The organism is Plantibacter sp. MDV22-iso1 (assembly GCF_058408345.1).
This window is the reverse complement of the sequence record NZ_JBZVDY010000001.1, coordinates 92,627-118,545: the sequence shown is the minus strand read 5'-3', so window position 1 is coordinate 118,545 and position 25,919 is coordinate 92,627. Positions and strand designations below refer to the sequence as shown.

At 69.2% G+C, this 25,919-nt stretch carries 24 protein-coding genes; 21 read left to right on the top strand and 3 right to left on the bottom strand.

The window, feature by feature from the left end; translation table 11 throughout:
- Positions 1 to 3 precede the first annotated feature (3 nt).
- Positions 4 to 1,059 (top strand): DNA polymerase III subunit delta, encoded by a 1,056-nt coding sequence (holA, locus tag AC4PMY_RS00540; RefSeq protein WP_491621760.1) that lies wholly within the window; start codon positions 4 to 6, stop codon positions 1,057 to 1,059.
- Positions 1,060 to 1,267: 208 nt separating this feature from the next.
- Here holA and rpsT read toward each other — a convergent pair whose 3' ends face one another.
- Positions 1,268 to 1,528: a 30S ribosomal protein S20 gene (gene rpsT / locus AC4PMY_RS00535; protein WP_064295571.1), complete on the bottom strand. Its 261-nt coding sequence runs from the start codon at positions 1,526 to 1,528 to the stop codon at positions 1,268 to 1,270.
- Positions 1,529 to 1,747: 219 nt separating this feature from the next.
- Here rpsT and lepA point away from each other — a divergent pair, with 219 nt between their 5' ends.
- Genes lepA through hemW form a run of 3 tightly spaced genes read left to right on the top strand, consistent with a single transcriptional unit; the run spans position 1,748 to position 5,476 of the window.
- Positions 1,748 to 3,598 (top strand): translation elongation factor 4, encoded by a 1,851-nt coding sequence (gene lepA / locus AC4PMY_RS00530; RefSeq protein ID WP_064295570.1) that lies wholly within the window; start codon positions 1,748 to 1,750, stop codon positions 3,596 to 3,598.
- On the top strand, positions 3,595 to 4,239 hold the full coding sequence (locus tag AC4PMY_RS00525; RefSeq protein ID WP_064295569.1) for a DUF1990 domain-containing protein: 645 nt from the start codon (positions 3,595 to 3,597) through the stop codon (positions 4,237 to 4,239). Before lepA ends, AC4PMY_RS00525 begins: the two co-directional genes overlap by 4 nt.
- 10 nt (positions 4,240 to 4,249) lie before the next feature.
- Complete coding sequence (hemW, locus tag AC4PMY_RS00520) at positions 4,250 to 5,476, top strand: radical SAM family heme chaperone HemW (RefSeq protein ID WP_064295568.1); 1,227 nt, start codon at positions 4,250 to 4,252, stop codon at positions 5,474 to 5,476.
- A 69-nt stretch (positions 5,477 to 5,545) separates the two neighbouring features.
- Here hemW and AC4PMY_RS00515 read toward each other — a convergent pair whose 3' ends face one another.
- Positions 5,546 to 6,103: a DUF4870 domain-containing protein gene (locus tag AC4PMY_RS00515; protein ID WP_234993956.1), complete on the bottom strand. Its 558-nt coding sequence runs from the start codon at positions 6,101 to 6,103 to the stop codon at positions 5,546 to 5,548.
- 216 nt (positions 6,104 to 6,319) lie between these two features.
- On the opposite strand from AC4PMY_RS00515, the gene hrcA reads away from it, so the two are divergent.
- The 15 genes from hrcA to AC4PMY_RS00440 all read left to right on the top strand — a co-directional run bounded on the left by hrcA (position 6,320) and on the right by AC4PMY_RS00440 (position 23,580).
- Positions 6,320 to 7,342: a heat-inducible transcriptional repressor HrcA gene (hrcA, locus tag AC4PMY_RS00510; protein WP_064293628.1), complete on the top strand. Its 1,023-nt coding sequence runs from the start codon at positions 6,320 to 6,322 to the stop codon at positions 7,340 to 7,342.
- A 54-nt stretch (positions 7,343 to 7,396) separates the two neighbouring features.
- On the top strand, positions 7,397 to 8,518 hold the full coding sequence (dnaJ, locus tag AC4PMY_RS00505; protein ID WP_064293629.1) for a molecular chaperone DnaJ: 1,122 nt from the start codon (positions 7,397 to 7,399) through the stop codon (positions 8,516 to 8,518).
- A gap of 1 nt (position 8,519) precedes the next feature.
- Positions 8,520 to 9,257, top strand: a complete 738-nt coding sequence (locus tag AC4PMY_RS00500) for a 16S rRNA (uracil(1498)-N(3))-methyltransferase (protein ID WP_491621759.1) — start codon at positions 8,520 to 8,522, stop codon at positions 9,255 to 9,257.
- 50 nt (positions 9,258 to 9,307) lie between these two features.
- The gene (locus AC4PMY_RS00495; RefSeq protein ID WP_491621758.1) at positions 9,308 to 9,661 is read left to right on the top strand and encodes an HIT domain-containing protein; all 354 of its coding nucleotides are present in this window, start codon (positions 9,308 to 9,310) and stop codon (positions 9,659 to 9,661) included.
- Positions 9,662 to 9,737: 76 nt separating this feature from the next.
- Complete coding sequence (locus AC4PMY_RS00490; protein ID WP_354295170.1) at positions 9,738 to 10,751, top strand: PhoH family protein; 1,014 nt, start codon at positions 9,738 to 9,740, stop codon at positions 10,749 to 10,751.
- On the top strand, positions 10,748 to 11,215 hold the full coding sequence (ybeY, locus tag AC4PMY_RS00485) for an rRNA maturation RNase YbeY (RefSeq protein ID WP_064293631.1): 468 nt from the start codon (positions 10,748 to 10,750) through the stop codon (positions 11,213 to 11,215). The genes AC4PMY_RS00490 and ybeY overlap by 4 nt, the downstream gene beginning before the upstream one ends.
- Entirely contained in the window at positions 11,215 to 12,519 is a 1,305-nt protein-coding gene (locus AC4PMY_RS00480; RefSeq protein WP_064293632.1) for a hemolysin family protein, read from the top strand. The genes ybeY and AC4PMY_RS00480 overlap by 1 nt, the downstream gene beginning before the upstream one ends.
- Positions 12,516 to 13,424 (top strand): GTPase Era, encoded by a 909-nt coding sequence (era, locus tag AC4PMY_RS00475; protein ID WP_064293633.1) that lies wholly within the window; start codon positions 12,516 to 12,518, stop codon positions 13,422 to 13,424. The genes AC4PMY_RS00480 and era overlap by 4 nt, the downstream gene beginning before the upstream one ends.
- 176 nt (positions 13,425 to 13,600) lie before the next feature.
- Positions 13,601 to 14,872 carry an alpha/beta hydrolase gene (locus AC4PMY_RS00470; RefSeq protein ID WP_082915803.1) on the top strand — a complete coding sequence of 424 codons (1,272 nt, stop codon included), beginning with the start codon at positions 13,601 to 13,603 and terminating at the stop codon, positions 14,870 to 14,872.
- The gene (locus tag AC4PMY_RS00465) at positions 14,872 to 17,397 is read left to right on the top strand and encodes a bifunctional lysylphosphatidylglycerol flippase/synthetase MprF (RefSeq protein ID WP_491621757.1); all 2,526 of its coding nucleotides are present in this window, start codon (positions 14,872 to 14,874) and stop codon (positions 17,395 to 17,397) included. Before AC4PMY_RS00470 ends, AC4PMY_RS00465 begins: the two co-directional genes overlap by 1 nt.
- Positions 17,398 to 17,543: 146 nt before the next feature.
- Positions 17,544 to 19,304, top strand: coding sequence for a 2-isopropylmalate synthase (leuA, locus tag AC4PMY_RS00460; protein WP_071260806.1), 1,761 nt, complete (start codon positions 17,544 to 17,546; stop codon positions 19,302 to 19,304).
- Between the two features lie 128 nt (positions 19,305 to 19,432).
- The gene (locus AC4PMY_RS00455; protein ID WP_064293859.1) at positions 19,433 to 20,617 is read left to right on the top strand and encodes a sensor histidine kinase; all 1,185 of its coding nucleotides are present in this window, start codon (positions 19,433 to 19,435) and stop codon (positions 20,615 to 20,617) included.
- Entirely contained in the window at positions 20,614 to 21,303 is a 690-nt protein-coding gene (locus AC4PMY_RS00450) for a response regulator (protein WP_071260804.1), read from the top strand. Before AC4PMY_RS00455 ends, AC4PMY_RS00450 begins: the two co-directional genes overlap by 4 nt.
- A gap of 109 nt (positions 21,304 to 21,412) precedes the next feature.
- Positions 21,413 to 22,171, top strand: coding sequence for an ABC transporter ATP-binding protein (locus AC4PMY_RS00445; RefSeq protein ID WP_064293637.1), 759 nt, complete (start codon positions 21,413 to 21,415; stop codon positions 22,169 to 22,171).
- A complete protein-coding gene (locus AC4PMY_RS00440; RefSeq protein ID WP_064293638.1) occupies positions 22,168 to 23,580 on the top strand; it encodes an ABC transporter permease in 1,413 nt (470 codons plus the stop codon). Before AC4PMY_RS00445 ends, AC4PMY_RS00440 begins: the two co-directional genes overlap by 4 nt.
- A gap of 6 nt (positions 23,581 to 23,586) precedes the next feature.
- Here the strand turns inward: AC4PMY_RS00440 and AC4PMY_RS00435 are convergent, their stop codons facing one another.
- Positions 23,587 to 24,255, bottom strand: coding sequence for a trimeric intracellular cation channel family protein (locus AC4PMY_RS00435; protein WP_064293639.1), 669 nt, complete (start codon positions 24,253 to 24,255; stop codon positions 23,587 to 23,589).
- A gap of 83 nt (positions 24,256 to 24,338) precedes the next feature.
- Here AC4PMY_RS00435 and recO point away from each other — a divergent pair, with 83 nt between their 5' ends.
- Both recO and AC4PMY_RS00425 read left to right on the top strand, forming a co-directional pair.
- Entirely contained in the window at positions 24,339 to 25,076 is a 738-nt protein-coding gene (gene recO / locus AC4PMY_RS00430; protein WP_064293640.1) for a DNA repair protein RecO, read from the top strand.
- Positions 25,073 to 25,894 carry an isoprenyl transferase gene (locus AC4PMY_RS00425; protein WP_064293641.1) on the top strand — a complete coding sequence of 274 codons (822 nt, stop codon included), beginning with the start codon at positions 25,073 to 25,075 and terminating at the stop codon, positions 25,892 to 25,894. The genes recO and AC4PMY_RS00425 overlap by 4 nt, the downstream gene beginning before the upstream one ends.
- The last annotated feature ends 25 nt before the right edge of the window (positions 25,895 to 25,919 follow it).

Genomic DNA, 25,919 nt, shown 5'->3' with positions numbered 1-25,919 from the left:
GCTGTGGCTGCACCACGTTCCGCCGGTCGCGGGAAGGCGAAGACGGCGGCCAAGGCCTCGGCGGCGATCCCGCAACTCGGCTGGTCGGAGATCCGCCCGGCGCCGATCGTGTTGGTGTCCGGCACGGAGTCCTTCCTGGCCGACCGGGCGATCCGCCGGCTGCGCGACTTCCTCATCTCCGAAGACCCCTCGCTCGAGGTCAACGACGTCGCCGCCGACAGCTACGCCCCGGGCGAGCTGCTCACGGTGGCAAGCCCGTCGCTCTTCGGTGAGCCCCGGCTCGTCCGCGTCAGCCAGGTCGAGAAGTGCTCCGATCAGTTCCTCATCGAAGCCATCCGGTACCTCGAAGCACCGCCGGAGGGCGCTTACCTCGTGCTGCGGCACAACGGAGGCGTGCGCGGCAAGAAGCTGCTCGACGCCATCCGCGCGGGCACCGGTGGCGGTGTCGAGATCGTCTGCACCGAACTCAAGCGGGACAGCGACAAGGCCGACTTCGCCGCGGCTGAGTTCAAGACGGCCGGTCGGCGGATCACGCCCCAGGCGCTCCGTGCACTCGTCGGCGCCTTCTCCGACGACCTCGCCGAGCTCGCAGCCGCGTGCAGTCAGCTCATGGCCGACGCGTCCGAGGAGATCACCGAGCAGACGGTCAACAAGTACTACGGCGGTCGTCTCGAGACGAGCGCGTTCGACGTCGCCGACGCCGCGATCGCCGGGCGCCACGGGGAAGCGCTGCTCGCCCTGCGGCAGGCGCTCGACTCGGGTGCCGACCCGGTGCCGATCGTCGCCGCGTTCGCGATGAAGATCCGCACGATGGCCAAGGTGTCGTCGGCACGCGGCGGGTCCGGGCAGATCGCCCAGCAGTTCGGTCTCGCGCCGTGGCAGGTCGACCGCGCCCGTCGGGACCTGTCCGGTTGGACGGACGCCGGCATCGGCCGCGTGGTGCAGATGCTCGCAGAAACCGACGCCGGCGTGAAGGGCGCGAGCCGCGACCCGGTGTTCGCGCTTGAGCGGCTCGTCGGCGTCATCGCGGCACGCGGGGTCGATCTCTCAGAGCGGTAACCCGTCGAGGCGGTAGAACGTCGAGCTGGCCGTGGTGGCGGGCGGCCCTTCGACAAGCTCAGGGACCCGTGTGCGCTCAGGGACCCGTCTGCGCTTAGGGACGGGTGTGCGCTCAGGGACTGCGGTGTGCTCAGAGACGAGCATGCACCGGGGACGCGAAAGGCCCCGCACGTTCCGAGGAACGCCGGGGCCTTGCAGCTGGTGTCGCTTAGAGCGCGTTGACCTGCTTGGCGATGGCCGACTTGCGGTTCGCTGCCTGGTTCTCGTGGATGACGCCCTTGCTCACGGCCTTGTCGAGCTTCTTCGAGGCGAGCTTGAGTGCGGACTCGGCCTGAGCCTTGTCACCGGCGACGACGGCCTCACGGGTTGCGCGGATGGCGGTCTTCAGCTGGCTCTTGACGGCCTTGTTGCGCTCGTTGGCCTTCTTGTTGGTGCCGATGCGCTTGATCTGCGACTTGATGTTTGCCACGTTGGGTCAACTTTCGGTTCGAGGAAATGATGTTCGGTGCCGTCGGACGGAAGAGGGCGTCTTCAAGCGAGTTCTCGTGTGGTCTCAACTCACACGCAAGCCAACAGGCAACATTACCAGTCGGGCAGAGTTCTGGCAATCCAGGGTACCGCAGCGCGGGTGCTCCCCGCCGTGGGACAATGAGGGTTGCCCGATTCCACCCCTGACCCCGAGGAACGCGTGAGCCCCCAAGCAGTGAAGGCCCTCGAGCCGGCATCGACCGACCCGGCGTTCATCCGGAACTTCTGCATCATCGCCCACATCGACCACGGCAAGTCGACCCTCGCGGACCGTATGCTGCAGATCACCGGGGTCGTCTCGGACCGCGACATGCGGGCGCAGTACCTCGACCGCATGGACATCGAGCGCGAGCGCGGTATCACCATCAAGAGCCAGGCCGTGCGCATGCCGTGGTCGCTCAACGGCGAGACCTTCGCGCTCAACATGATCGACACCCCCGGGCACGTCGACTTCACCTACGAGGTCTCGCGGTCGCTCGCCGCGTGCGAGGGCGCGATCCTCCTCGTCGACGCCGCACAGGGTATCGAGGCGCAGACACTCGCGAACCTCTACCTCGCTCTCGAGAACGACCTCGAGATCATCCCGGTGCTCAACAAGATCGACCTCCCGGCGGCCGACCCCGACAAGTACGCGAAGGAGCTCGCGAGCCTCATCGGCGGCGAGCCCGAAGACGTCCTGCGGGTGTCCGGCAAGACCGGCATGGGTGTCGAGGACCTCCTCGACCGCGTCGTCGGACGCATCCCGAACCCCGTTGGCGACCCGGACGCACCCACGCGCGCCATGATCTTCGACTCCGTCTACGACACCTACCGTGGCGTCGTCACCTACGTCCGCATGATCGACGGCCAGCTGAGTCCGCGCGAGCGCATCCAGATGATGTCGACGCGCGCGGTGCACGACCTTCTCGAGATCGGCGTCAGCTCGCCTGAGCCGACGCCCACGAAGGGCCTCGGCGTCGGTGAGGTGGGCTACCTCATCACCGGCGTGAAGGACGTCCGGCAGTCGAAGGTCGGCGACACCGTCACGACCGCGGTGAAGCCGGCGACCGACGCCCTCCCGGGCTACACCGACCCGAAGCCGATGGTCTTCTCCGGTCTGTACCCCATCGACGGCAGCGACTACCCGATCCTGCGCGACGCGCTCGACAAGCTGAAGCTCTCCGACGCCTCGCTCAACTACGAGCCGGAGACCTCCGTCGCCCTCGGCTTCGGGTTCCGCGTCGGCTTCCTCGGCCTCCTGCACCTCGAGATCGTGACCGAGCGGTTGCAGCGCGAGTTCGACCTCGACCTCATCGCCACCGCGCCGTCGGTCACCTACGAGGTGAAGACGGAGGACAAGCAGGTCGTCACCGTCACGAACCCGAGCGAGTTCCCCTCCGGCAAGATCCTCGAGGTGTCGGAGCCGATGGTCAAGGTGGGCATCCTCGCCCCCAAGGACTACGTCGGCACCATCATGGAGCTCTGCCAGAGCCGCCGCGGCGCCCTGCTCGGCATGGAGTACCTCGGCGAGGACCGCGTCGAGCTGCGGTACACGATGCCGCTCGGTGAGATCGTGTTCGACTTCTTCGACCACCTGAAGAGCCGCACGCAGGGGTACGCGTCGCTCGACTACGAGCCCTCCGGCCAGCAGGCCGCGGATCTCGTGAAGGTCGACATCCTGCTGCAGGGCGACCAGGTCGACGCGTTCAGCGCCATCGTCCACCGCGAGAAGGCGTACGCCTACGGTGTGCTCATGACCGAGCGGCTGAAGAAGCTCATCCCGCGCCAGCAGTTCGAGGTGCCGATCCAGGCCGCCATCGGTGCGCGGATCATCGCCCGCGAGTCGGTCCGTGCCATGCGCAAGGACGTCCTGGCCAAGTGCTACGGCGGTGACATCACCCGCAAGCGCAAGCTCCTCGAGAAGCAGAAGGAGGGCAAGAAGCGGATGAAGATGGTCGGCAAGGTCGAGGTGCCTCAGGAGGCGTTCATCGCAGCGCTCTCCGGGGACGTGGAGACGAAGGACAAGAAGTGAACGCACGACGCAGTTCATTCGAGGACGAAGCGGTCGACTACGCGGCCGTCGGCGCCACCCAGCGGACCGACCTCATGCAGTACCCGCCGGAGGGCTACGTGCCGTCGGAGGACGAGTTCCGCCTCGGGAGCGGTGATGAGCGGTTCGCCCTCGCGAGCAGCGCCCTCCTCACCTGGGGACTGCACCGCTCGAGCGGCGTGGAGATCTCCGAGGTGCACCCCGGCACGGGCGTGCAGTACGGCGGCATCGCCTTCGCCGAGGACGGTACGCCGCTGGAGCCCATCGAGACGCACGAGGAGCAGCGCTTCGCCGAGGACGGCACGCCGTTCATCACCCCGGGCACGACGGTCGTCTTCGCCGGCGCCGTCGGCGGGGAACCGCTCGTCGGGCCGCATCGCGTCATCTCCGTCACCGAGGAGCCGGGTCACGTGAGCCTGGCCATCGGCACGATGGAGGGCGATCCGGAGAGCGGCGAGCAGTCCTTCACGATCGAGCAGCGCGAGGACGACTCCGTCTGGATCGTCGTGCGCTCGTTCTTCCGCCCGACGAAGGGTGCAGCGAAGCTCGTCGGCTCCAAGCGTCGTCGCAAGACCATGAACGACGCCTACCTCCGCGCACTCCTGCCGTCGCGCGGCGTCTGAGCGACGGACCGTGCCGAGCGCCCTCCCACTCGCCGATCCGGCCCCGTCCGACGGACTCCTCCCGGAGACGGCGGCCGTCGGAGCCCACGAGCGCAACTTCGGGGTCTACCTGCACGTCCCGTTCTGCCGGGTCCGATGCGGCTACTGCGACTTCAACACCTACACGGCGACCGAGCTCCGCGGCGCGAAGCAGTCTGACTACGCCGACGAGGCGGTCGCGGAACTCCGCTTCGGCAAGTCCGTCCTGGCGTCATCGACCGTCCCCGACCGACCGGTCTCGACCGTGTTCTTCGGTGGCGGCACGCCGACCCTCCTGCCTGCTGACGACCTCGTCCGGATGCTCCGTGGCGTGACGGACAACTTCGACCTCGCGCCCGGCGCCGAAGTGACGACCGAGGCGAACCCCGACTCGGTCGACGCCGCCTACCTCCGCACGCTCGCCGAAGCCGGATTCACCCGGGTCTCCTTCGGGATGCAGTCCGCGGTGCCGAGCGTGCTCGCCACCCTCGAGCGCACGCACGATCCGGCTCGGGTGCCGCTCGTCGTGCAGTGGGCTCGCGAGGCCGGCCTCGGCGTCAGCCTGGACCTCATCTACGGGACGCCGGGGGAGACCCTGGCCGACTGGCGCGTCTCACTCGAGACGGCGATCGCCTGCGCACCGGACCATGTATCGGCCTATTCGCTCATCGTCGAACCCGGGACGAAACTGGCGCGCCAGATCCGCTCGGGCGTGGTGGGGACCCCCGACGAAGACCTGCAGGCCGACATGTACGAGCTCGCCGACGACCTCCTCACCGAGGCCGGCTACGGCTGGTACGAGGTCAGCAACTGGGCGACGGACGACACGCACCGCTCCCGGCACAACCTCTCCTACTGGACCGGCGAGGACTGGTGGGGTGTGGGCCCGGGGTCGCACAGCCACGTCGGCGGGGTGCGCTGGTGGAACGTCAAGCATCCGGCGGCGTACGCCCAGCGGATCGCGGCGGGGGAGTCGCCGGCCGCCGGGCGGGAGACCCTGGACGACGAGACCCGTGAACTCGAACGCATCCTGCTGCTCACCCGCACGCGGGACGGCATCCCCATCCGGACGCTCGCCCCCGAGGCTCGCACAGCGGTCGCCGGGCTCATCGCCGAGGAACTGGTCGACGCACGCCAGGCCCTGCTCGGACGGCTGGAGCTCACGCGCCGCGGACGGCTCCTCGCCGACGCGGTCGTCCGCCGTCTGGTCGGCGACTGACGCCACCCGAGACGCAGAACAGCCCCGCCCGGCGGACCGGACGGGGCTGTTCTCAGGCGACTCGACGGATCAGGCCTTGATGAACTGGATCGTGAGCGGGTAGCTGTACAGCTCGCCCTTGTTCGCCTTGATCGCGGCGATGATGCTGAACACGATCACGACGACGTAGACGGCGATGATGATGAACAGACCCACGACGACGATCGTCAGGATCGAGCCGACCACGAGCGCGATCAGCATCGTCAGCTGGAAGTTCAGCGCGGTGAGCGTGTGCGCCTTGATGAACGGGCCACGGTCCTTGAGGACCAGGTAGCCGATCAGCGGGGGGATGAATCCGAAGAAGATCCCACCGATGTGGATGAGCGTCGACCAGAGCTTCTCGTCCGACGGGCTCATGGGCTGAGCGGCGGCGTACGGCTGCTGGTACTGCGGGGCGCCTGCGGGCGGCGGCGGGTAGGAGCCGGCAGCGGGCGGCGGCGGCGCGTAGCCACCGGCGGGCGGGGGCGGGTAGGCGCCTGCAGGCGGCTGCTGCGGAGCTGCGGGAGGGGGCGTCGCGCCGTCTCCTGCAGGCGGAACCGACCCGCCCTTCGCTGGGTCGACGGGCGGCTGAGCGTTCGGATCGGACATCTTCGCACCTTTCACGGAGAGTGATATTCAATTGGTCCAGCTGAGCGTATCGCACCAGGTGTCGCTCATCAGGGACCCACGCCTGCGGCCAACGGTATTCCTGGGGCACGGGGCCGCGCAAGGGACGGCTGCGCGGAGGCCACGATATGATTGGCAGTCAGGGTCTTCGAGTGCTGATGGTCGGCGCTCCGAGGTGGATGACGGGAGGAGATCGAGATGGTGTCGGATCGCGGTCTCGAAGTGCTCCGCGTCATCGTGCAGGACTACGTCGCCTCGCGAGAGCCCGTCGGGTCCAAGACGATCGTCGACCGCCACTCCTTCGGGGTCTCTGCAGCCACCATCCGCAACGACATGGCACAGCTCGAGGACGAAGAACTGATCGCCGCCCCGCACACCTCCTCCGGTCGGGTTCCGACCGACAAGGGCTACCGGATGTTCGTCGACCACCTCGCCGACCGCCGCCCGCTGAACAACGCCCAACGGACGGCGATCGAGACCTTCCTCGGTGCGTCCGGCGACCTCGACGAGGTCCTGCACCGCACGGTGCGGCTGCTCTCACAGCTGACGAACCAGGTCGCGCTCGTCCAGTACCCGATGTTCTCGCGGGCGCGCGTCAGGCACCTCGAGTTGGTGAGCGTCACCCCGAACCGTGTCCTCGCGGTCATCATCCTCGACAACGGCCGCGTCGAGCAGCGCCTCATCGAGACGGAGAGTCCGGTCGACGACGACCTCATCTCGCGTCTCCGCTCGTTGTGCAACGAGGCGGTCGCGGGTCGTCCACTCCTCGACGCCCACGACGCGATCGGCGACGTCCCCGCCGACATCGCCGACCTCGACCGCGCGGCGGCCGTCCGCATCGTCGACGCGGTGCGTGAGCAGCTCTCGGCGCAGCGCCAGGACCGCCTCGTCATGGCCGGCGCCGCCAACCTCGCCCGCACCGAAGACGACTTCCCCGGCAGCATCTATCCGGTCCTGGACGCCATCGAGCAGCAGGTCGTGCTGCTCCGGCTCTTCGGCGAGATGGAGTCCGAGCGCGACGGCGTGGTCGCCAGCATCGGCCGCGAGAACGCGTCGTTCGGCCTCGAGACCACAAGCGTCCTCGCCGGGAACTACCGTTCCTCTGGTGGCGAAATCGCCCGGCTCGGCGTCCTCGGCCCCACGAGAATGGACTACGCGAGCAACATGGCTGCGGTCCGCGCCGTCGCCAGGTACCTCTCGCGCATCCTCGACGCCGAGTGACGCATCCTCGTCGCGTCCCCCAACACCTTCCGCACCTCGAACGAAAGGCCCTCAGTGGCTGACTACCCCGACCACTACGCAGCACTCGGTGTCGCCAAGGAGGCGACGCCCGAAGAGATCAAGAAGGCGTACCGCCGCCTCGCTCGCGAACTGCACCCCGATGTGAACCCGGGTTCCGACGCCTCAGAGCGGTTCAAAGAGGTCACCCACGCCTACGACGTGCTGAGCGACCCCAAGCAGCGCCAGCAGTACGACCTCGGTCCGCAGGCGGGTGGGTTCGGCGGAGGTGACGCCGGGTTCGGCGGCTTCGGCGACATCTTCGACACCTTCTTCGGCGGGGGTGGCCAGCAGCGCGGACCCAAGTCCCGCCGCGCACGCGGCGAGGACGCCCTGTTGCGCGTCGAACTCGACCTCGACGAGGTCATCTTCGGCACCCACCGCGACCTCGAGGTCGACACCGCCGTGCTCTGCAGCACCTGCAACGGCTCCTGCTGCCAGCCCGGCACCTCACCGGTGACCTGCGACATCTGTCACGGCACCGGCTCCATCCAGCGGGCCGTCCGCTCGCTGCTCGGCAACGTCATGACCTCGGCGCCCTGCGGCACCTGCCGCGGCTACGGCACGATCATCGCGACCCCGTGCGTCACCTGCCAGGGTCAGGGCCGGCTCCGTGCCCGCCGCACCGTCTCGGTCGACATCCCGGCCGGTGTCGACACCGGTCTGCGTCTGCAGATGCCGGGGAGCGGCGAGGTCGGCCCGGCAGGCGGCCCGAACGGCGACCTCTACCTCGAGATGAAGGTCAAGCACCACGACGTCTTCAGCCGCGACGGCGACGACCTGTTGTGCACGCTCGAAGTCCCGATGACCGACGCCATCCTCGGCCGCCAGGTCACCGTCCACGCGCTCGACGGCGACGTCGAGGTCGAGCTGCGACCGGGCGTGCAGAGCTCGGAGGTCATCACGGTCAAGGACCGCGGCGTCACGCGCCTCCGCGGGAACAGCCGGGGTGACCTCAAGATCGGCGTCCAGGTCGTCACCCCGACGAAGCTCGACCACCGCGAACGCGAGCTGATCAAGAGCTTCGCCTCGGGACGACGCCAGGGTGCTCCGGCGCTCGCGCAGTTCCAGCAGGGCCTGTTCGCGAAGATCCGCGACCGCTTCCACGGCGTCGGTTGAGATGAGTTCGCTGTACCTCCGCGAGGACCTCGAATCGACCGGTGTCGGCGACTCGGTGACCCTCCGTGGGCCCGAGGCGAAGCACGCCGTCGCCGTGAGTCGGCTGCGGGTCGGCGAGACGACGTCGATCGGCAACGGTCGTGGCCTGATCGCGACCGGACCGGTCGTGCGCAGCGAGCAGGGCGAGTTGGAGATCCGCGTCGAATCGGTCGTGGTGCATCCGGAGAACCGTCCCGGGCTCGTCCTCGTGCAGGCGCTGGCCAAGGGCGATCGCGACGAACTCGCCATCCAGGCGGCAACCGAGCTGGGTGTCGACCGCATCGTCCCGTGGGGTGCCGAGCGCAGCATCTCCAGGTGGCAGGGCGACAAAGCGGTCAAGGGCCGTGCGCGCTGGCAGCTCATCGTGCGCGAGGCGTCGAAGCAGTCGATCCGCGCCCGGGTACCCGAGGTGGCCGAGGTCGTCGACACCCGTGGACTCGCGGCGATCGTCGCCGGCCGGACCGTCCTCGTCCTTGAACCCAGCGCGGCACTCGCGCTCTCGGAGCTCGACCCGTCGGCACTGCTCGCCGAGGAACTCGTCCTCGTCGTCGGTCCGGAGGGCGGCATCTCGCCGACGGAGCGGGAGCGGCTCGAAGCGGCCGGCGCGATCGAGGTCCGGATCGGCTCGGGCGTCCTGCGCACCTCGACGGCAGGGCCTGCGGCGATCGCCGCGCTCAACGTGCTGCTCGGTCGGTGGTGACGATCCACCAGCCCGCGCACGAGGCCGCCACGAACCTTAGACTGGTGGACATGAGTGAAGCACCGTCGGTATTCAGCCGCATCGTGTCGGGGGAGATCCCGACGACCCTCCTCGCCGAGACCGATCGGGTGATCGCCTTCGCCGACATCGCACCACAGGCGCCCGTGCACCTCCTCGTCGTCCCGAAGACCGCCGAGTACCGCGACGTCGTGGAGTTGGCCGCTGGCGACCCCTCCTTGCTCGCTGAGATGGTCGAGGTGGCGTCGTCGCTCGCGAAGGTGCACACCGGTGGCGAGTTCCGACTCGTCTTCAACACCGGCGAGTCCGCCGGGCAGACGGTCTTCCACGTGCACGCGCATGTCCTCGGCGGTTCCCTGCAGGAGGGCACCCTTGGCGGAGCCTGAGTCCTCGAACCCAGACCACCCCACCGCCGCTCGGCCGGAGGAGGTCGAGCACGTCCTCCTGGTGGACGGGCTCGCCATGGTCCGTCTCCTCGGCCCACAGGACCGACTCCTGACGACCGTCGAGCGCGAACACCCCGGTGTCTCGGTGCACGTGCGCGGCAATGAGATCACCATCACCGGCCCGGCGCCGCAGGCCGACGCCGCCAGACGACTCGTAGAGGAACTCATCACCATGGTCCGAGAAGGACACGACCCGGGGCCGGCGGAGGTCAGCACCTCCGCCCGCATGCTCGGGCAGAACGGCTCGGCCTCCCCGTCGGAGGTGCTCGGGCAGGTCATCCTCACCTCGCGTGGCAAGACGATCAAGGCGAAGACCGTCGGGCAGCGGGCGTACGTCGACGCGATCGACGAGAACACGATCGTGTTCGGCATCGGCCCGGCCGGTACCGGCAAGACGTATCTCGCGATGGCGAAGGCGGTGCAGGCGCTGCAACGCAAGGAGGTCAACCGGATCATCCTGACGCGCCCGGCCGTCGAGGCCGGCGAGCGACTCGGGTACCTCCCGGGCACCCTGACGGACAAGATCGACCCGTACCTGCGTCCGCTCTACGACGCGCTCAACGAGATGATGGACCCAGAGATCGTCCCGAAGCTCCTCGCGGCCGGCACGATCGAGGTCGCACCGCTCGCCTACATGCGCGGCCGGACCCTCAACGACTCGTTCATCGTCCTCGACGAGGCGCAGAACACCACGCCGGAGCAGATGAAGATGTTCCTCACCCGGCTCGGGTTCGGGTCCAAGATCGTCGTGACCGGCGACGTCACGCAGATCGACCTGCCGACCGGCGCGTCCGGTCTGCGACTCGTGACCCGCGTGCTCAAGGACGTCGACGACATCCACTTCGCCCAGCTCACGAGCGAGGACGTCGTCCGCCACACCCTCGTCGGTCGGATCGTCGACGCCTACGGCGAGTACGACGCCGTCCGACAGGCGCAGCGGTTCGAGCGCGAGCAGGCCGCCGAGTTCGCCAACCGCGCCGAGCGTCGCGGCGCCGCCAGAGACCACCAGCCGAAGCGAGGACGCTCATGACCATCGAGATCAACAACGAGTCCGGCGTCGCCGTCGACGAATCGCGCATCCTCGCCCTGGCGTCGTTCGCGCTCGACGCGATGCATGTGAGCCCCGATGCCGAGCTCGCCATCGTCCTGGTCGACGAGGGCGCCATGGAGCAGTTGCACGTCCAGTGGATGGACGAGCCGGGACCGACCGACGTCCTGAGCTTCCCGATGGACGAGCTCCGTCCCGGCACCGAGGAGAACCCGACGCCGCCCGGGCTGCTCGGCGACATCGTGCTCTGCCCGCAGGTCGCCGAGACGCAGGCGGCCGCCGCGAAGCACTCGACGATGGACGAACTCCAGCTCCTCACCTGCCACGGTGTGCTCCACCTGCTCGGGTACGACCACGCGGAGCCCGACGAGGAGAAGGAGATGTTCGGTATCCAGCGGGACATCCTCCTCGCCTTCGCGCTCCAGGAGAGACGACGCAGCAGCTGATGTCCCTCGTCGCAGTCTTCGTCATCGTCGCGTTCCTGCTCGTCGCGTTCGCGGGTCTCATGGCCGCAGCCGACGCCGCGATCGGCGTCCAGTCGGGTGCGGACATCCTCGACCTCGCAGAGGGCGCCCGCTCGGGATCCGCGCTCCGCGCCATCGCGGCCGATCCGGGTGCGCACGTCAACGCGATCAACTTCATCCGGATCCTGGCCGAGACCACGGCCGCCGTCCTCGTCACCCTCGCACTGGCCTCGTCGATCGACGAGTTGTGGCTCGTCCTCGTCCTCGCGGTCGTCATCATGACCGGCACCTCCTTCGTGCTCGTCGGTGCGAGCCCCCGAGGCGTCGGCCGGACCCACGCGAGCGGAGTGCTGCGTTTCAGTGCCCCCGCCATCCGTGCCGCACGCGTGGTCCTCGGCCCGGTCGCGAACGTCCTCGTCTCCCTGGGCAACCGGGTGACCCCGGGGTTGCCCCGTTCGGTCTCCTTCACCTCGGAGGAGCAGTTGCTGAGCATGGTCGACGAGGCCGCCGCGCACTCGGTCCTCGAGGAGGACGACCGCGAGCTCATCCACTCGATCTTCGAGTTCAATGAGACGCTCGTCCGCGAGGTGATGATCCCGCGCACCGACCTCGTGAGTCTGCAGCGCGATCTCAGCGTGCGCGAGGCGCTCGAGGTGTTCCTGGAGACGGGGATCTCGCGGGCGCCCGTCAGTGACGGCGACATCGACGATCTGGTCGGCATCCTGTACCTGAAGGACTTGGTGCGCGCGATGTTCGGTGGCGACGGCGTCACCGAGGTGGGTTCGATCGAGCCGCTCCTGCGGCCGGCGAGCTTCGTACCCGAGTCCAAGAAGGCCGATTCGCTCCTGCAGCAGATGCAGAAGGAGTCCAACCACATCGCGATGGTCGTCGACGAGTACGGCGGCATCTCCGGTCTCGTCACCCTCGAGGACCTCATCGAGGAACTCGTCGGCGACATCTCCGACGAGTACGACACCGACACCCCCGAGATCACCGATCTGCACGACGGACGGTTCCGGGTCGACGCCCGCCTGCCGGTCGACGAGCTGGGGGAGTTGTTCGGCCTCGAACTCGACGACGACGACGTCGACTCCGTCGGCGGGCTCCTCGCGAAGGCCCTCGGGAGGTTGCCCGTGGTCGGATCGACGGTGTCGACCAACGGTCTCGAACTCACCGCCGAGCGGGTCGAGGGGCGGCGGGGACGCATCCTCACCGTCATCGCCCAGCGCGACGACCAGCTGCAGGACGCCCAGCAGGCGTCCACCGACCATCGGGAGCACCCATGAACGACACCACCCCTCCGTCCGACTTCCGAGCGGGGTTCGTGTCCTTCGTCGGGCGTCCGAACGTCGGCAAGTCCACGCTGACCAACGCCCTCGTCGGTGAGAAGGTCGCGATCACGAGTTCGAAGCCGCAGACCACGCGTCGCGCGATCCGCGGGGTCGTTCACCGCGACCACGGCCAGCTCATCGTCGTCGACACCCCCGGCATCCACCGCCCGCGCACGCTGCTCGGCCAGCGGCTGAACGACCTCGTGCAGTCCACGCTCTCCGACGTCGACGTCATCGGGTTCTGCATCCCAGCCAACGAGAAGCTCGGCCCGGGCGACCGCTTCATCAACGAGTCGCTCGACGGCTTCCCGCGCGCGAAGAAGGTGGCGATCGTCACGAAGACCGACACCGCCAGCCGGACGACGATCGCGGAGCAGTTGCTCGCGATCTCGGAACTCCGAGACTGGGACGCGGTCATCCCGCTGTCAGCGGTGACCGACGACCAGCTCGACATCCTCGTCACCGAGGTCACGAAGCTCATGCCGCTGTCGGAACGCCTCTACCCGACCGAGGCCACCACCGACGAGACGGTCATCGACCGCGTGTCCGAGCTCATCCGCGAGGCCGCGCTCGAGGGCGTCCAAGACGAGCTGCCCCACTCGCTCGCGGTGACCATCGACGACATGATCCCGCGCGAGGGGACCGACCTGCTCGACATCTACGCGAACGTGTTCGTGGAGCGCGACAGCCAGAAGGCGATCATCATCGGGAAGGGCGGTTCCAGGCTCCGAGAGGTCGGTGCCCGGGCCCGCGCCGGGATCGAGCCGCTCGTCGGATCTCGGGTCTTCCTCTCCATCCGCGTCAAAGTCGCGAAGGACTGGCAGCGCGACCCGAAACTGCTCGGTCGCCTGGGATTCTGACCGGGATCCGGTCGACCATCGGCGCCGTGCGCCCGCGCGGGTCTGCGCGGGAGTTCTCCGTTACCTGAACGTGACTTGCGTGTCTGCTTTGGGCCCGCTGTGGAACCAGTCGTCTGGCCGACAGGCTCGCGGGCCCGCGGACATACTGGTCCTCGGGGTCGCGAGAAGGAGTCCGAGTGTTCGACTGGTTGCTGGCCATCAGGCTGGATCGTCCGGAGCTCCTCGTCTGGGTCGGCGGTGCCGCCGTTCTCCTGGCGATCGTCCTGTTGACCGGGCGCCGAACGGTTCGCGGCTGGCTGACGATGCTGCTCGTGGCGAGCGGTGGAGCGCTCCTCGCCTATGCCACTGCCTGGTTGCTCGGTGACGTGTTCGACGTCTTCGGGATCGAACTGACGCCGGTCACCCGTGCGTGGGCGGCGGTCGGGTTCGCCGGTGCCGCCCTCGCGATCGCGGCGATCGTGCGGACCCGCGCGTGGCGGGTCGTCGTGGCGAGCCTCGCCATCCCCGCCTTCCTGCTCATCGGGGCGGTCGGCGTGAACCAGGACTTCGGTGAGTTCGCGACGGTGCGGGCGGCGCTGGGGATCAGCCCGTACCAGTCGTTCTCGGCCCTGCCGGCCGCCCGGGGGACGACCACGACGTGGCAGCGACCCGCCGACCTGTCGAGCGAAGGCCGGGTCGAACATGTCGACATCCCGGCCACGACCTCGGGGTTCGCCCACCGGGACGCGCTCGTCTATCTGCCACCGGCCGCCCTGACCGCCCACCCGCCGGCACTGCCGGTCATCGAGGCGTTCAGCGGTCAGCCGGGAGAGCCTGCCGACCTGTTCGCGTCGGCTGGGATCGCCGGGATCCTCGACCGCTTCGCCGCCTCGCATGCGGGTCTCGCACCGATCGTGGTCGTGCCTGACCAGCTCGGCGCTCCTGACCGCAACCCGATGTGTGTCGACGGGCCGCTCGGCAACTCGGCGACGTACCTCACGGTCGACGTGCCCGCGTGGATCTCGGCGCACCTCCCGGTGTCCGCATCGCGGACGGACTGGTTCATCGCCGGGTTCTCGCAGGGAGGGACCTGTTCCATCCAGCTCGGTGCCGCGCACCCTGGACGCTACGGCGGCATCCTCGACATCTCGGGGGAGGTCGTCCCGTCCATCGGACCGACGACGATCGCACAGGGCTTCAGCGGGTCGGCGACGGCGTACGAGGCTGCGGCCCCCTCCGCGATCCTCGCCGCACACACCCCGTACGCGGACACCGTCGGCGTCTTCGGCTACGGCAGCGACGACAGCCGCTACGGTCCCGGCGTCCGGCGGGTCGCCGCGATGGCCTCGGCCGCCGGCATGCGGACGACGACCTTCGTGTCCGACGGGACCGCGCACGACTGGCATACCGTCCACACGGTGTTCGAGCGGGCGCTCCCCGTCATCACCGCACGATTCGGGCTCGCCTGATGCGCGCGGGGAGGGCGACGCCGTTCGGCCGACTCGTGACCGGCGTGATCCGGTCGGTGCCGATGAGTATCGGGATCACGGCGCTGGTGCTCGTCGTCAGTGCGTTCGTGTGGCGCACGCCGCCGGCGGCGACGCCCGCCTGGCGGTCGGCGATCCGCGAGGCGGCCGGCGTGGGGTATGAGCAGGTCGTGGTCGACGGACACTGGTGGGCGCTCCTGACCGGTGCCCTGGGAACCGACGGGGTGCTCGGGCTCCTCGCCTTCCTGCTGATCGGCGTCCCCGCGCTGGTGCTCGCCGAGCGACGGTTCGGCGCCGCCAAGACGCTCCTGGCGGTGCTGGTGACCGCGGTCGCCGGGAACGCGCTCGCCATCGGGCTCCAACTCCTCGGCACGCTCGGCGGCGAGTTCTGGAGCGGCGAGGTCGCCCGCATCGTGGCGTTCGACCCCGTGGCCGGGGCGCTCGGCGCCCTTGCCGCGTCGAGTGCGTTCCACGGGCCGCTCTGGCGTCGGCGGATCCGCGCGTTCGTCGTCGTCGGTGCCCTGATCGTGCTGCTGTACTCGGGACTCCCGCAGGATCTCGCACGACTGTTCGCAGCGCTGGTCGGCGTCCTGCTCGGGGTTGTGCTCGCCGGGGCCAGCCCGTCGGTGCGACGCGTGCGGAGCTCGCACCACGAGACCCGGGTGCTCCTGGCGTCCGTCGTCGCGATGATGGGCGTGGGACCGCTCATCACCTTCCTCTCCGGCCGGCACCTCGGTCCGCTCGCGCCGCTCGTGCTCCTGCTCGAACAGAACATCCCGGACGCCGGACGGGTCATCGGCCAATGCCGCACGGTCGGCGTGTCAGCACAGTGCCTGCGCGACCTCACGCTGGTACGCGTCGACGGCCTCGGAGCGGTGCTCCTATCGGTGGTCCCCATGATCGCCCTGCTCTTCGCAGCGTGGGGCCTGCTCCGCGGCAGACGCTTCGCGGTCTGGTTCGCCACGGCGATCATGGTGTCCTTCGCCGTCCTGAGTGCGCTGTCGCTCGGAGCGGGGGTGCGACTCCACCCGACGGGACACCCCTCCTCGTTGCTCGGGACGGGGCACGGCGCGCAGCAGCGGTCCGTCGAGATCGCGATCGCGCTGTGGGCGGCGATCCTGCTGCCGCTCGTCGTGGCGGCGCTCCTGGTCGTGCTCCGTCGTGGGTTCCCCGTGCGGGCCACCCGACGCAGCGCCTTGGGGTATCTCGCCCTGGTCGGCGCGTCGTGGGTCGTGCTCGCCGCGCTCTTCGTGGTCGTCGCCCTGCTCCAGCCTGGAGGATTCTCGCCGAGGCCCGACGTGTGGGAGGTCCTCCGTGCGGCGCCGGAGCGCTTCGTCCCCGCCGCGTACCTGCGGAACGTCCTTCCGGGCTTCGTGCCGGTCGCCCCGCTCACCGGCGTGGTGTTCCACGCCGTCGGACCCGTCTGGTGGAGCATCATCCTGCTCGGCGCGGTCTGGCCGCTGAGCCGGGTCGCGAACGCCATCGCGCCGGCCGACGAGCGCCGGCTGCGCGAGCTCCTGGCCGAGGGTAGCGACTCCATCGGGCACATGGCCACCTGGCCGGGCAACCTCACCTGGTTCGACCCGCAGCGCAGTGCGGGCGTCGCCTACCGGATCGTCGCCGGGGTCGCGGTCACCACGGGCGGCTTCTTCGGGAGGGACCGCCACGAACAGGGGGTCCTCGAGCGGTTCATCGAGCACTGCGAGGACTCGGGCCTGACGGTGGCGTTGTACAGCGTGGACGAGGAGACCGCAGTAGCGCTCCACCGGATCGGTTGGCGCACCGTCCAGGTCGCCGAGGAGACGGTCCTGCACCCGCAGGGCTGGAGCATGGTCGGCAAGCGCTGGCAGGACATCAGATCCTCCGTCAACCGGGCCGACCGCGCGGGGATCACCGCCGTCTGGTCCACCTACGGGGCGCTCGGCGTCGGGCTCGCGGCGCAGATCGCCGAGATCTCCGAGGAGTGGGTCGCCGAGCGGAAGCTGCCCGAGATGGGGTTCACCCTCGGTGGGATCGACGAGCTCGTCGACGAGGAGGTCCGGCTCCTGCTCGCGGTCGACGAGCAAGGACGGCTGCACGGCGTCACGAGTTGGCTCCCGGTGCGGCGCGACGGTCAATTGGTCGGTTGGACCCTCGACTTCATGCGCCGTCGGACGGACGGCATGAACGGCGTCATGGAGTTCCTCATCGCCGAAGCCGCCGCTCGGTTCAAGGAGGACGACATCGAGGAGATGAGCCTCTCCGGGGCTCCGCTCGCGCGCTCGAGGAGCACCGAGCAACCGGAGACGGACGGGATCGACCGGGTCCTGACGTACCTCGGGAACGTGCTCGAACCCGTCTACGGGTTCCGCTCGCTCCTCGCCTTCAAGGGCAAGTTCCAGCCGGAGGAGCGTCCGCTCGTGCTCGGCTACGCGGACCCGCTGACCCTCCCGGCGATCGGCATCGCGGTCGGGCGCGCCTACCTCCCGGACGTGTCCGTGCGAGACCTCGCCTCGCTGGTCACCTGACCGGCGGCGCGGGGGAGTGCTATGCTGACGACGTGTTCTCCGGTCTGCTCCTCCTTAGCTGCCGCGACGAGTCCTAGTTCCAGGCCTCCCTCGTCGCGGAGTTCGTCGTTGGCTCACCCCCAATCCCACGAGGAGATCCCAGGATCATGAAGAACACCCAGACCCCATCAGGCATGCCGGTCCACCGCTACCGCGCCTACCAGGACCAGTTCAGCGTCTCGCTGCCCGACCGCACGTGGCCGGACCGTCGGATCACCGAGGCCCCGCGCTGGTGCGCCGTCGACCTCCGCGACGGCAACCAGGCCCTCATCGACCCGATGAGTCCGGAACGTAAGCGCATCATGTTCGACCTGCTCGTGAAGATGGGCTACAAGGAGATCGAGGTCGGGTTCCCGAGCGCGAGCCAGACCGACTTCGACTTCGTCCGCAGCCTCATCGACGAAGGAGCGATCCCCGAGGACGTCACCATCCAGGTGCTGACCCAGGCCCGCGACCACCTCATCGAACGCACCTACGAGTCGCTGCGCGGCGCGAAGCAGGCGATCGTGCACTTGTACAACTCGACGAGCGTCCTGCAGCGCGACGTCGTGTTCCGCAGCGACAAGCAGGGCATCATCGACCTCGCCCTCCACGGTGCCCGGAAGTGTCGCGAGATGGAGTCGACGGTCCCCGGAACGCAGATCTACTACGAATACTCGCCGGAGAGCTACACCGGTACCGAGCTCGAGTTCGCCGTCGACATCTGCAACCAGGTGGTCGAGGTCCTCGAGGCGACGCCCGACCGCAAGGTCATCATCAACCTGCCGTCGACGGTCGAGATGGCCTCGCCGAACGTCTACGCCGACTCGATCGAGTGGATGAGCCGCAACCTCGCCAACCGCGAGAACATCATCATCTCCCTGCACCCGCACAACGACCGCGGGACCGCGATCGCGGCAGCCGAGCTCGGCTACCTGGCCGGCGCCGACCGGATCGAAGGGTGCCTCTTCGGGAACGGTGAGCGCACGGGCAACGTCGACCTCGTCGCGCTCGGCATCAACATGTTCACGCAGGGTGTCGACCCGCAGATCGACTTCAGCGACATCGACGAGGTCAAGCGGACGGCCGAGCACTGCAACCAGCTCCCGGTGCACGAGCGGAGCCCGTGGGCGGGCGACCTCGTCTTCACGGCCTTCAGCGGTTCTCACCAGGACGCGATCAAGAAGGGCTTCGAGGCGATGTCCGTCGACGCCGTCTCCCAGGGCAAGGACGTCGCCGACCTCGAATGGGCCGTGCCGTACCTGCCAGTCGATCCGCAGGACCTCGGGCGCAGCTACGAGGCGGTCATCCGCGTGAACTCCCAGTCGGGCAAGGGCGGCGTCGCCTACCTCCTCAAGACCGATCACGCGATCGACCTGCCGCGTCGCCTGCAGATCGAGTTCTCCGGCGTCGTCCAGGCGAAGACCGACGCCGAGGGCGGCGAGGTGACGAGCGGCCAGATCTGGTCGATCTTCCAGGACGAGTACCTGCCGGCAACGGTCGCGGACGCGAAGTGGGGTCGGTTCGAACTGCAGTCCACGAAGACGTCGAGCGACCTCACCGGCACCGTGGTCCTCGAGGTCGCCCTTCGCGACGGCGAGCAGGTCGAGGAGCGCACCTCGACCGGCAACGGACCGATCGCGGCCTTCCTCAACCTGCTCTCCGGGCGCGGCATCGAGGTCACGCTGTACGACTACGTCGAGCACACGCTGAGCGCCGGGGGCGACGCCGAGGCGGCCGCCTACGTCGAGCTCCAGGTGAACGACCAGCGCCTCTGGGGCGTCGGCATCGACGGCGACATCGCGACGGCCTCGCTCAAGGCAGTGGTCTCGGCGGTCAACCGGGCCGTGCGCACGCAGGTCGAGGCGCGGGAACTGGCCTCCATCTGACGATCCCGCTGCGCCGGGTCGGCCTTCGGGTCGGCCGGGCGCAGCGTCCCGCTCCGCGGCGTACGCCGGGAGGATGATCTTTCCGGGTGACGACCGATCCGTCAGCGGTCAGGTCGTACGGTTGGAGGATGTTCCGCACGCTCCGGCCCGGCCAGCTGGCCCTCGACATCGCGCTGCCGTCGGTGCTGTTCATCCTCACCGCCGCTGCGTACACGACGCGCCCGGCCGGGTACACCATCGTCCTGCTCGGCATGTGCGGTGCACTGGCGCTCCGCCGGCTCGCTCCGGCGATCGCGCTGTCCGTGGCCTGGGCCGCTGCGCTGCTGCAGCTCATCCTCCTGCTCGCGCCGGATCCCGCGAACTTCGCGATCCCGGTCGTGCTCTACGCCGCGGCGAGTTACGGCGGCCGGGTGGTGCGATGGGTCTCCTTCGCATCCGCGTTCGTCGGTGCCGCGCTCATCGCGTTCTACGTGATCGTCGTCCCGAGTTGGACCACGGGCATCGGCGCGGAGATCAGTACCTTCGGTCTGGCGAACGACATGACACCGGTCGCGCAGGTGACGGTCGGACTGTTCATGTTCCTCGCGTTCGCCGCCTTCTTCGGCCTCGCTTGGACCGCAGGCGTCCTCATGCGCACGTGGCGGCTCGCCCGCGAAAGCCGCCAGGCGCAACTCCTGGCCGAGCGCGACGTCGCCGTGGAGCAGGAGCGCAACCGGATCGCGCGCGACATGCACGACGTGGTCGCGCACTCCCTCGCCGTCGTCATCGCCCAGGCCGACGGGGCCCGCTATGCGCTGGCCGCGGACCCGGATTCGGCCGACCAGGCCTTGCGGACGATCTCGAGCATCTCCCGAGAAGCCCTCGCCGATGTCCGGGTGCTCCTCGCGCAGTTGCGGTTCCAGCAGACCGAAGGCCCGCAGCCGGTCCTGGCCGACCTCGAGCGGCTCTACGAGCAGTTGCGCGGAGCCGGACTCGACGTGGTGGTCCAGAACCACGGTCAGGAACGACCGGTGGCGACCGGTTCGCAGCTCGCCGTGTACCGCATCATCCAGGAGGCACTCACGAACGCGCTCCGACACGGCGACCATCGTGGGCCGATCGACGTCCATCTCGACTGGACCGGACCCGAGCTGCAGCTCTGGGTCGTCAACCGGGCGAAGCTCGAACCGCCGAAGGCCGGCACGGGGCACGGCCTCGCCGGGATGAACGAGCGCGCTACGCTGGCAGGCGGCAGGTTCGGGACGACCCTGGTGGACGGTCTCTTCACCGTCTACGCATCGATCCCGTACGCGACGGTGGGAGTGACGAGATGACCGATCCGAGTGACGCGACGGCAGCGGGGGCGATCACGATCGCGCTGGTCGACGACCAGGCGCTCTTCCGAGGCGGGATCCGGATGCTCATCGGTTCGCAGCCGGACCTGCGCGTCGTCGGCGAGGCCTCCGACGGGCGTCAAGCGGTCGAACTGGCCGCACGGACACGTCCGCAGGTCATCCTCATGGACGTCCGGATGCCGGTCATGGACGGGATCGAGGCGACGAAGACGATCCTGGCGGAGGCGGATGCGCGCGGGAGCGAGCGTCCTCGGATCGTCGTGCTGACCACCTTCGACCTCGATGAGGCGGCCGCGACGGCCATCCGAGCAGGTGCCAGCGGATTCCTCCTCAAGGACGCGGAGCCGGAATTCCTCCTCGCAGCGATCCGCACCGTCCATGCCGGGAACGCGGTCATCGCCGCGTCGGCCACCCGCGAGCTGTTCGAGCACTTCCAGCAGGCGCCGGCCGCTCCGGCCGCACCGCAGCGCTATGCCGAGCTCACGGCGCGCGAGCGCGAGATCTTCCTCCTCGCGGCGCGCGGATTGAGCAACTCCGAGATCGCCGCCGCCGAGTTCCTCAGCGAGGCGACCGTGAAGACGCACATCAGCCGGATCTTCGCGAAGCTCGAGGTGCGCGACCGGGTCCAGCTCGTCGTGTTCGCCTTCGAGCACGGCCTGGTCTGACGGCGGTCCAACGGGCAACCGCGGAGTGATCCAGGATCATCCCCAGGATGTACCCGGGTCGCTCGTGCGCCCGACGCGCACCCGGCACCTCGCTCCGTAGCTTCGGAGTATGACCACTTCAGCACAGCCGTCCGTCGTCGCCAGCGTCCACGGACTCAGGAAGAGCTACGGACCCGCCGACAACCAGGTCGTCGCCCTCGACGGCGTCGACCTCGAGATCGAACGGGGCCGGTTCACCGCCATCATGGGCCCGAGCGGCTCGGGCAAGTCGACGCTCATGCACATCATGGCGGGCCTCGATCAGGCCACAGCGGGGCGGGTGCGTCTCGGCGACCAGGACATCACGGACCTCGACGACGGGCAGCTCACGATCCTCCGTCGGCGTCGTGTCGGGTTCGTGTTCCAGGCGTTCAACCTGGTGCCGACGCTCGACGTCGCGGCCAACATCCGGCTGCCCTTCGAACTCGACGCCCGCCGTCCGACCGGTGAGGAGCAGAGCTGGATCGACGTGCTCGTGAGCACGCTCGGACTCGCGTCCCGACTCGGGCACCGTCCGCACGAACTCTCGGGTGGACAGCAGCAGCGCGTCGCGATCGCGCGTGCCCTGGCCACGCGGCCCGAGCTGCTCTTCGCGGACGAACCGACCGGCAACCTCGACTCCCGCACCGGGCGGAGCGTCCTGGCCCTGCTGGCGGCGGCCAGCACCGAATACGGGCAGAGCATCGCGATGGTGACGCACGACCCGATCGCCGCGAGCTACGCGGACCGGATCGTGTTCCTCGCGGACGGCCGGGTGGTCGAGGACCGTCCCCGATCGACCCCCGAGCAGATCTCGGCGCTCATGCTCGGCATGGAGCGTGCGGCATGAGCCGGGCGGATCTCGGGCCCCGGGCCCGCGAGCATCGCGCGAGCCTTCTCGTCGCGACGCTCAGCGCCTCGTTCGGTGTCCTGTTGCTCATGGTGACGAGTGTGCTCTCGACGTTCATCCTGGCCGACGATGTGACCGGGTCCAGCGGCACCGTGGTGATCATGCTCATCCTCGCGGCCGCCGTGTTCGTCTCATTGGCGGTGTACGTCGGCGCGATCGTCACGGCGAACACCTTCGCCACGATCGTCGCCGGGCGGACGAGGACGATCGCGCTGCTCCGCCTGATCGGTTCGACGGCGCGATCGCAGCGTCGCGCCGTCGCGAGGGAGGGCGTCGTCGTCGGCCTGCTCGGTGGCGGAGCCGGGTTGCTCGTCGGGCTCCTCGCGACCTTCGCGCTCGTCCGGATCGGGGTCGCGACCGGTGTGCTGCCCGAGTTGCCGTACGCGATCGTCGAACCGGCTGTGCTCCTGCCGGTCGTCGCGGTCGTCCTGACCACCTGGCTCGCGTCCTGGATCGGCGCGCGTCGCGTCCTGACGGTCACCCCGATGCAGGCGATCGGCGGATCGCAGGAGTTGAGTCGGGAGGAGGCCACCGCCCGGCCCGCCCGGAACGCGGTCGCGATCGGTCTCTTCGTGGTCGGTGTCCTGCTCCTGCTCGCCGGGGTCGGTGTCGGGCTCGTGTCGCCGCTCGGCGTGCTCATCGGCATCGTCGGCGGGATCGTCTCCTTCTCCGGCCTCGTGCTCGGTGCGCACCTCGTGATGCCGCCGGCACTGCGGCTGGTCGGCCGCCTGTTCGGCACCTCCGCGACGGCTCGACTCGCCGCCGAGAACGCCGTCCGCTACCCGGAGCGCAGTTCACGCACGACGATCGGACTGGTGATCGGCGTGACCCTCGTGACGATGTTCGCGGTCGCTGCGGCCAACTTCCAGGAGTTCGTGTTGAACGCACAGGCCGCGAATCCGGAGGTCTACGAGGGCACGCAGGCCGTGGTCGCGACGACCGTCGGCGTCTTCTCCGCCCTCATCGGACTGAGCGCGCTCATCGCCGCGGTCGGGATGGTCAACAACCTCTCGCTCAGCGTCCTGCAGCGCACTCGCGAACTCGGACTGCTCCGCGCCCTCGGGTTCTCCGCGGCGCAGATCCGTCGCATGATCGTGATCGAGGCGGCGCAGCTGACCATCGCGGCCGTCGTCGTCGGACTCGTCCTCGGGACGTTCTACGGGTGGGCCGGCGCTCAGTCGATGCTCGGCGCGATCAACGGCTCGCCCGGCCTCATCTTCCCGGTCATCCCGTGGGCCATCGTCGCGGTGATCGTCGTGCTCGCCGCACTCCTGACGGCCGCGGCCTCGGTGGCCCCGTCACGTCGGGCGACCCGCATCGCACCCGTCGCGGCACTCGCGGTCGACTGAGCCGACTCAGCCTCGCGTCGAGCGGCGCCAGATCCGCCATCCGCCGATCTGGCGCTGCTCGGGCAACGTCCATCCGAACCGGACGGCCAGGAGGCGGATCACCGCGGTCGAGGAGACACCGACGATCGCCGCGACCCCGAGTGGCGCACCGAAGGTCACGGCGAGGACGAGGAGGGCGGTCCCGACCGCGGCCGCCACGGCGTAGAGCGACCCGACGTGCATGAGGGCGACGGGGACGCCGAGCATGACGTCGCGGAGGACCGATCCACCGACGGCCGAGACGGTGCCGACGAAGATCGCCGGGATGACCGGCAGACCGGCTGCCAGGGCCTTGGTGGAGCCGATCGCTCCGAACATGCCGATCGTCAGAGCGTCGAGCCCGATGATGACGGGCCCGAGCCTCGTGATGGTGCGCAGGAGGAACATGCCGAGCAGTGCGGCCCCCGAGGCGACGGGGAGGTACCAGTTGTTCTGGAGGGACGCCGGCACCTGTCCGAGGAGGATGTCGCGGATGAGACCACCACCGAGTCCGACGACGACGCCGATGATGGCGACGCCGAGCCAGTCGAGCTGACGATCCTGGAACCTGGCCGCGAACATGGCACCCTGGACGGCGCCGATCGCGACCGCCGAGAGGTCGACCCACAGCGGAACGACGAAGAGGACCTCGTTCACGGCTTCATCTCTCCAGGCGCTCCTTCGATCCCCGACGGCGGTTCCCGGGTCACGTTGTCGGTGCGAGGCGGGATAATCGATGCGTGCCGGTATATCGAGACGAAGTGGTGGTGTTGCGGACCCACAAGCTCGGCGAGGCCGATCGCATCGTCACCATGCTCTCACGCAGCAGGGGCAAGATCCGGGCGGTCGCGAAGGGTGTCCGTCGCACGGGCTCGAAGTTCGGGTCCCGGCTCGAGCCGTTCATGGTCGCAGACGTGCAGTTCTACGAGGGCCGTAGTCTCGACACCATCACCCAGGCCGAGTCGCTCGGTTCGTACGGCGCCGAGATCAGCGCCGACTACGGAAGCTACACGGCCGCGAGCGCGATGGTGGAGACGGCCGATCGCCTGACCGAGTCCGAGGGCTCCCTCCAGCAGTACCTGCTCCTCGTCGGCGCCCTGCGGTCGCTCTCGAAGCACGAGCACGGTCCGCGGCTCACGCTCGACTCCTACCTGCTCCGGGCCTTCTCGCTCGCCGGTTGGGCACCGAGTTTCGGGGCCTGCTCGCGGTGCGGCACGGAGGGCGAGTACTCACACGTGGTCGTGCAGCTCGGCGGGGTCGTCTGCGACGACTGCGCGCCCTCGGGCAGCCCTCGGCTGGACGCCGACACCCTCTCGCTCCTCGGAGCACTGCTCTCCGGTGACTGGGAGTACGCGGAGGCCGCCGCCGAGCAGACGGCTTCACGCGCGAGCGGGTTCACCGCCGCCTACGCGCAATGGCATCTGGAGCGCGGCCTGCGGTCGCTCGCGCACCTCGAACAGGATCGGAGCCGCGGGTGACCCCGAAGCCCTACACCCACCGCGACGCGGTGCCGTTCAAGCCGATCGATTGGACGGGGGAGGTCCCGCCATCGTTCGCGAAGGGTGAGGTGCCGTCGCACGTCGCGATCGTCATGGACGGCAACGGCCGGTGGGCGAACCGACGCGGGCTCACACGGGTCGAAGGGCACAAGGCGGGCGAGGCCGCACTCCTCGACGTCGTGGCCGGTGCCCTGCAACTCGGGATCAAGCACCTGTCGGTGTACGCGTTCTCGACGGAGAACTGGAAGCGCTCACCCGACGAGGTCCGCTTCCTCATGGGGTTCAACCGCGAGGTGCTCCATCGACGGCGCGACCAACTGAACGAGTGGGGCGTGCGCGTGCGCTGGTCGGGGCGTCGGCCGCGGTTGTGGACCTCCGTCATCAAGGAGCTCCAGACGGCGGAGGAGCTGACGCGCGGCAACGACCGCCTGACGCTCACCATGTGCGTCAACTACGGCGGGCGCAACGAGATCGTCGACGCGGTCCGCAGCATCGCCGACGACGTCGCCGCCGGCCGCATCAAGCCGTCGGCCGTCTCGGAGCGTCTCGTCCAGAGCCGGCTCTACCTGCCCGACCTGCCGGACGTCGACCTCTTCGTCCGGAGCTCCGGGGAGCAGCGCACCAGCAACTTCCAACTGTGGCAGTCGGCCTACGCGGAGATGGTCTTCCTCGACACCCTCTGGCCCGACTTCGGTCGGCGTCAGCTCTGGGAGGCCGTCGAGCGGTACGCCGGACGCGACCGTCGCTTCGGCGGGGCGCGCGACGTGCCAGACGCCCCGGCGCCCCCGGGGGAATGAGCGACGGGTGTCGGTGGTTGGCCCT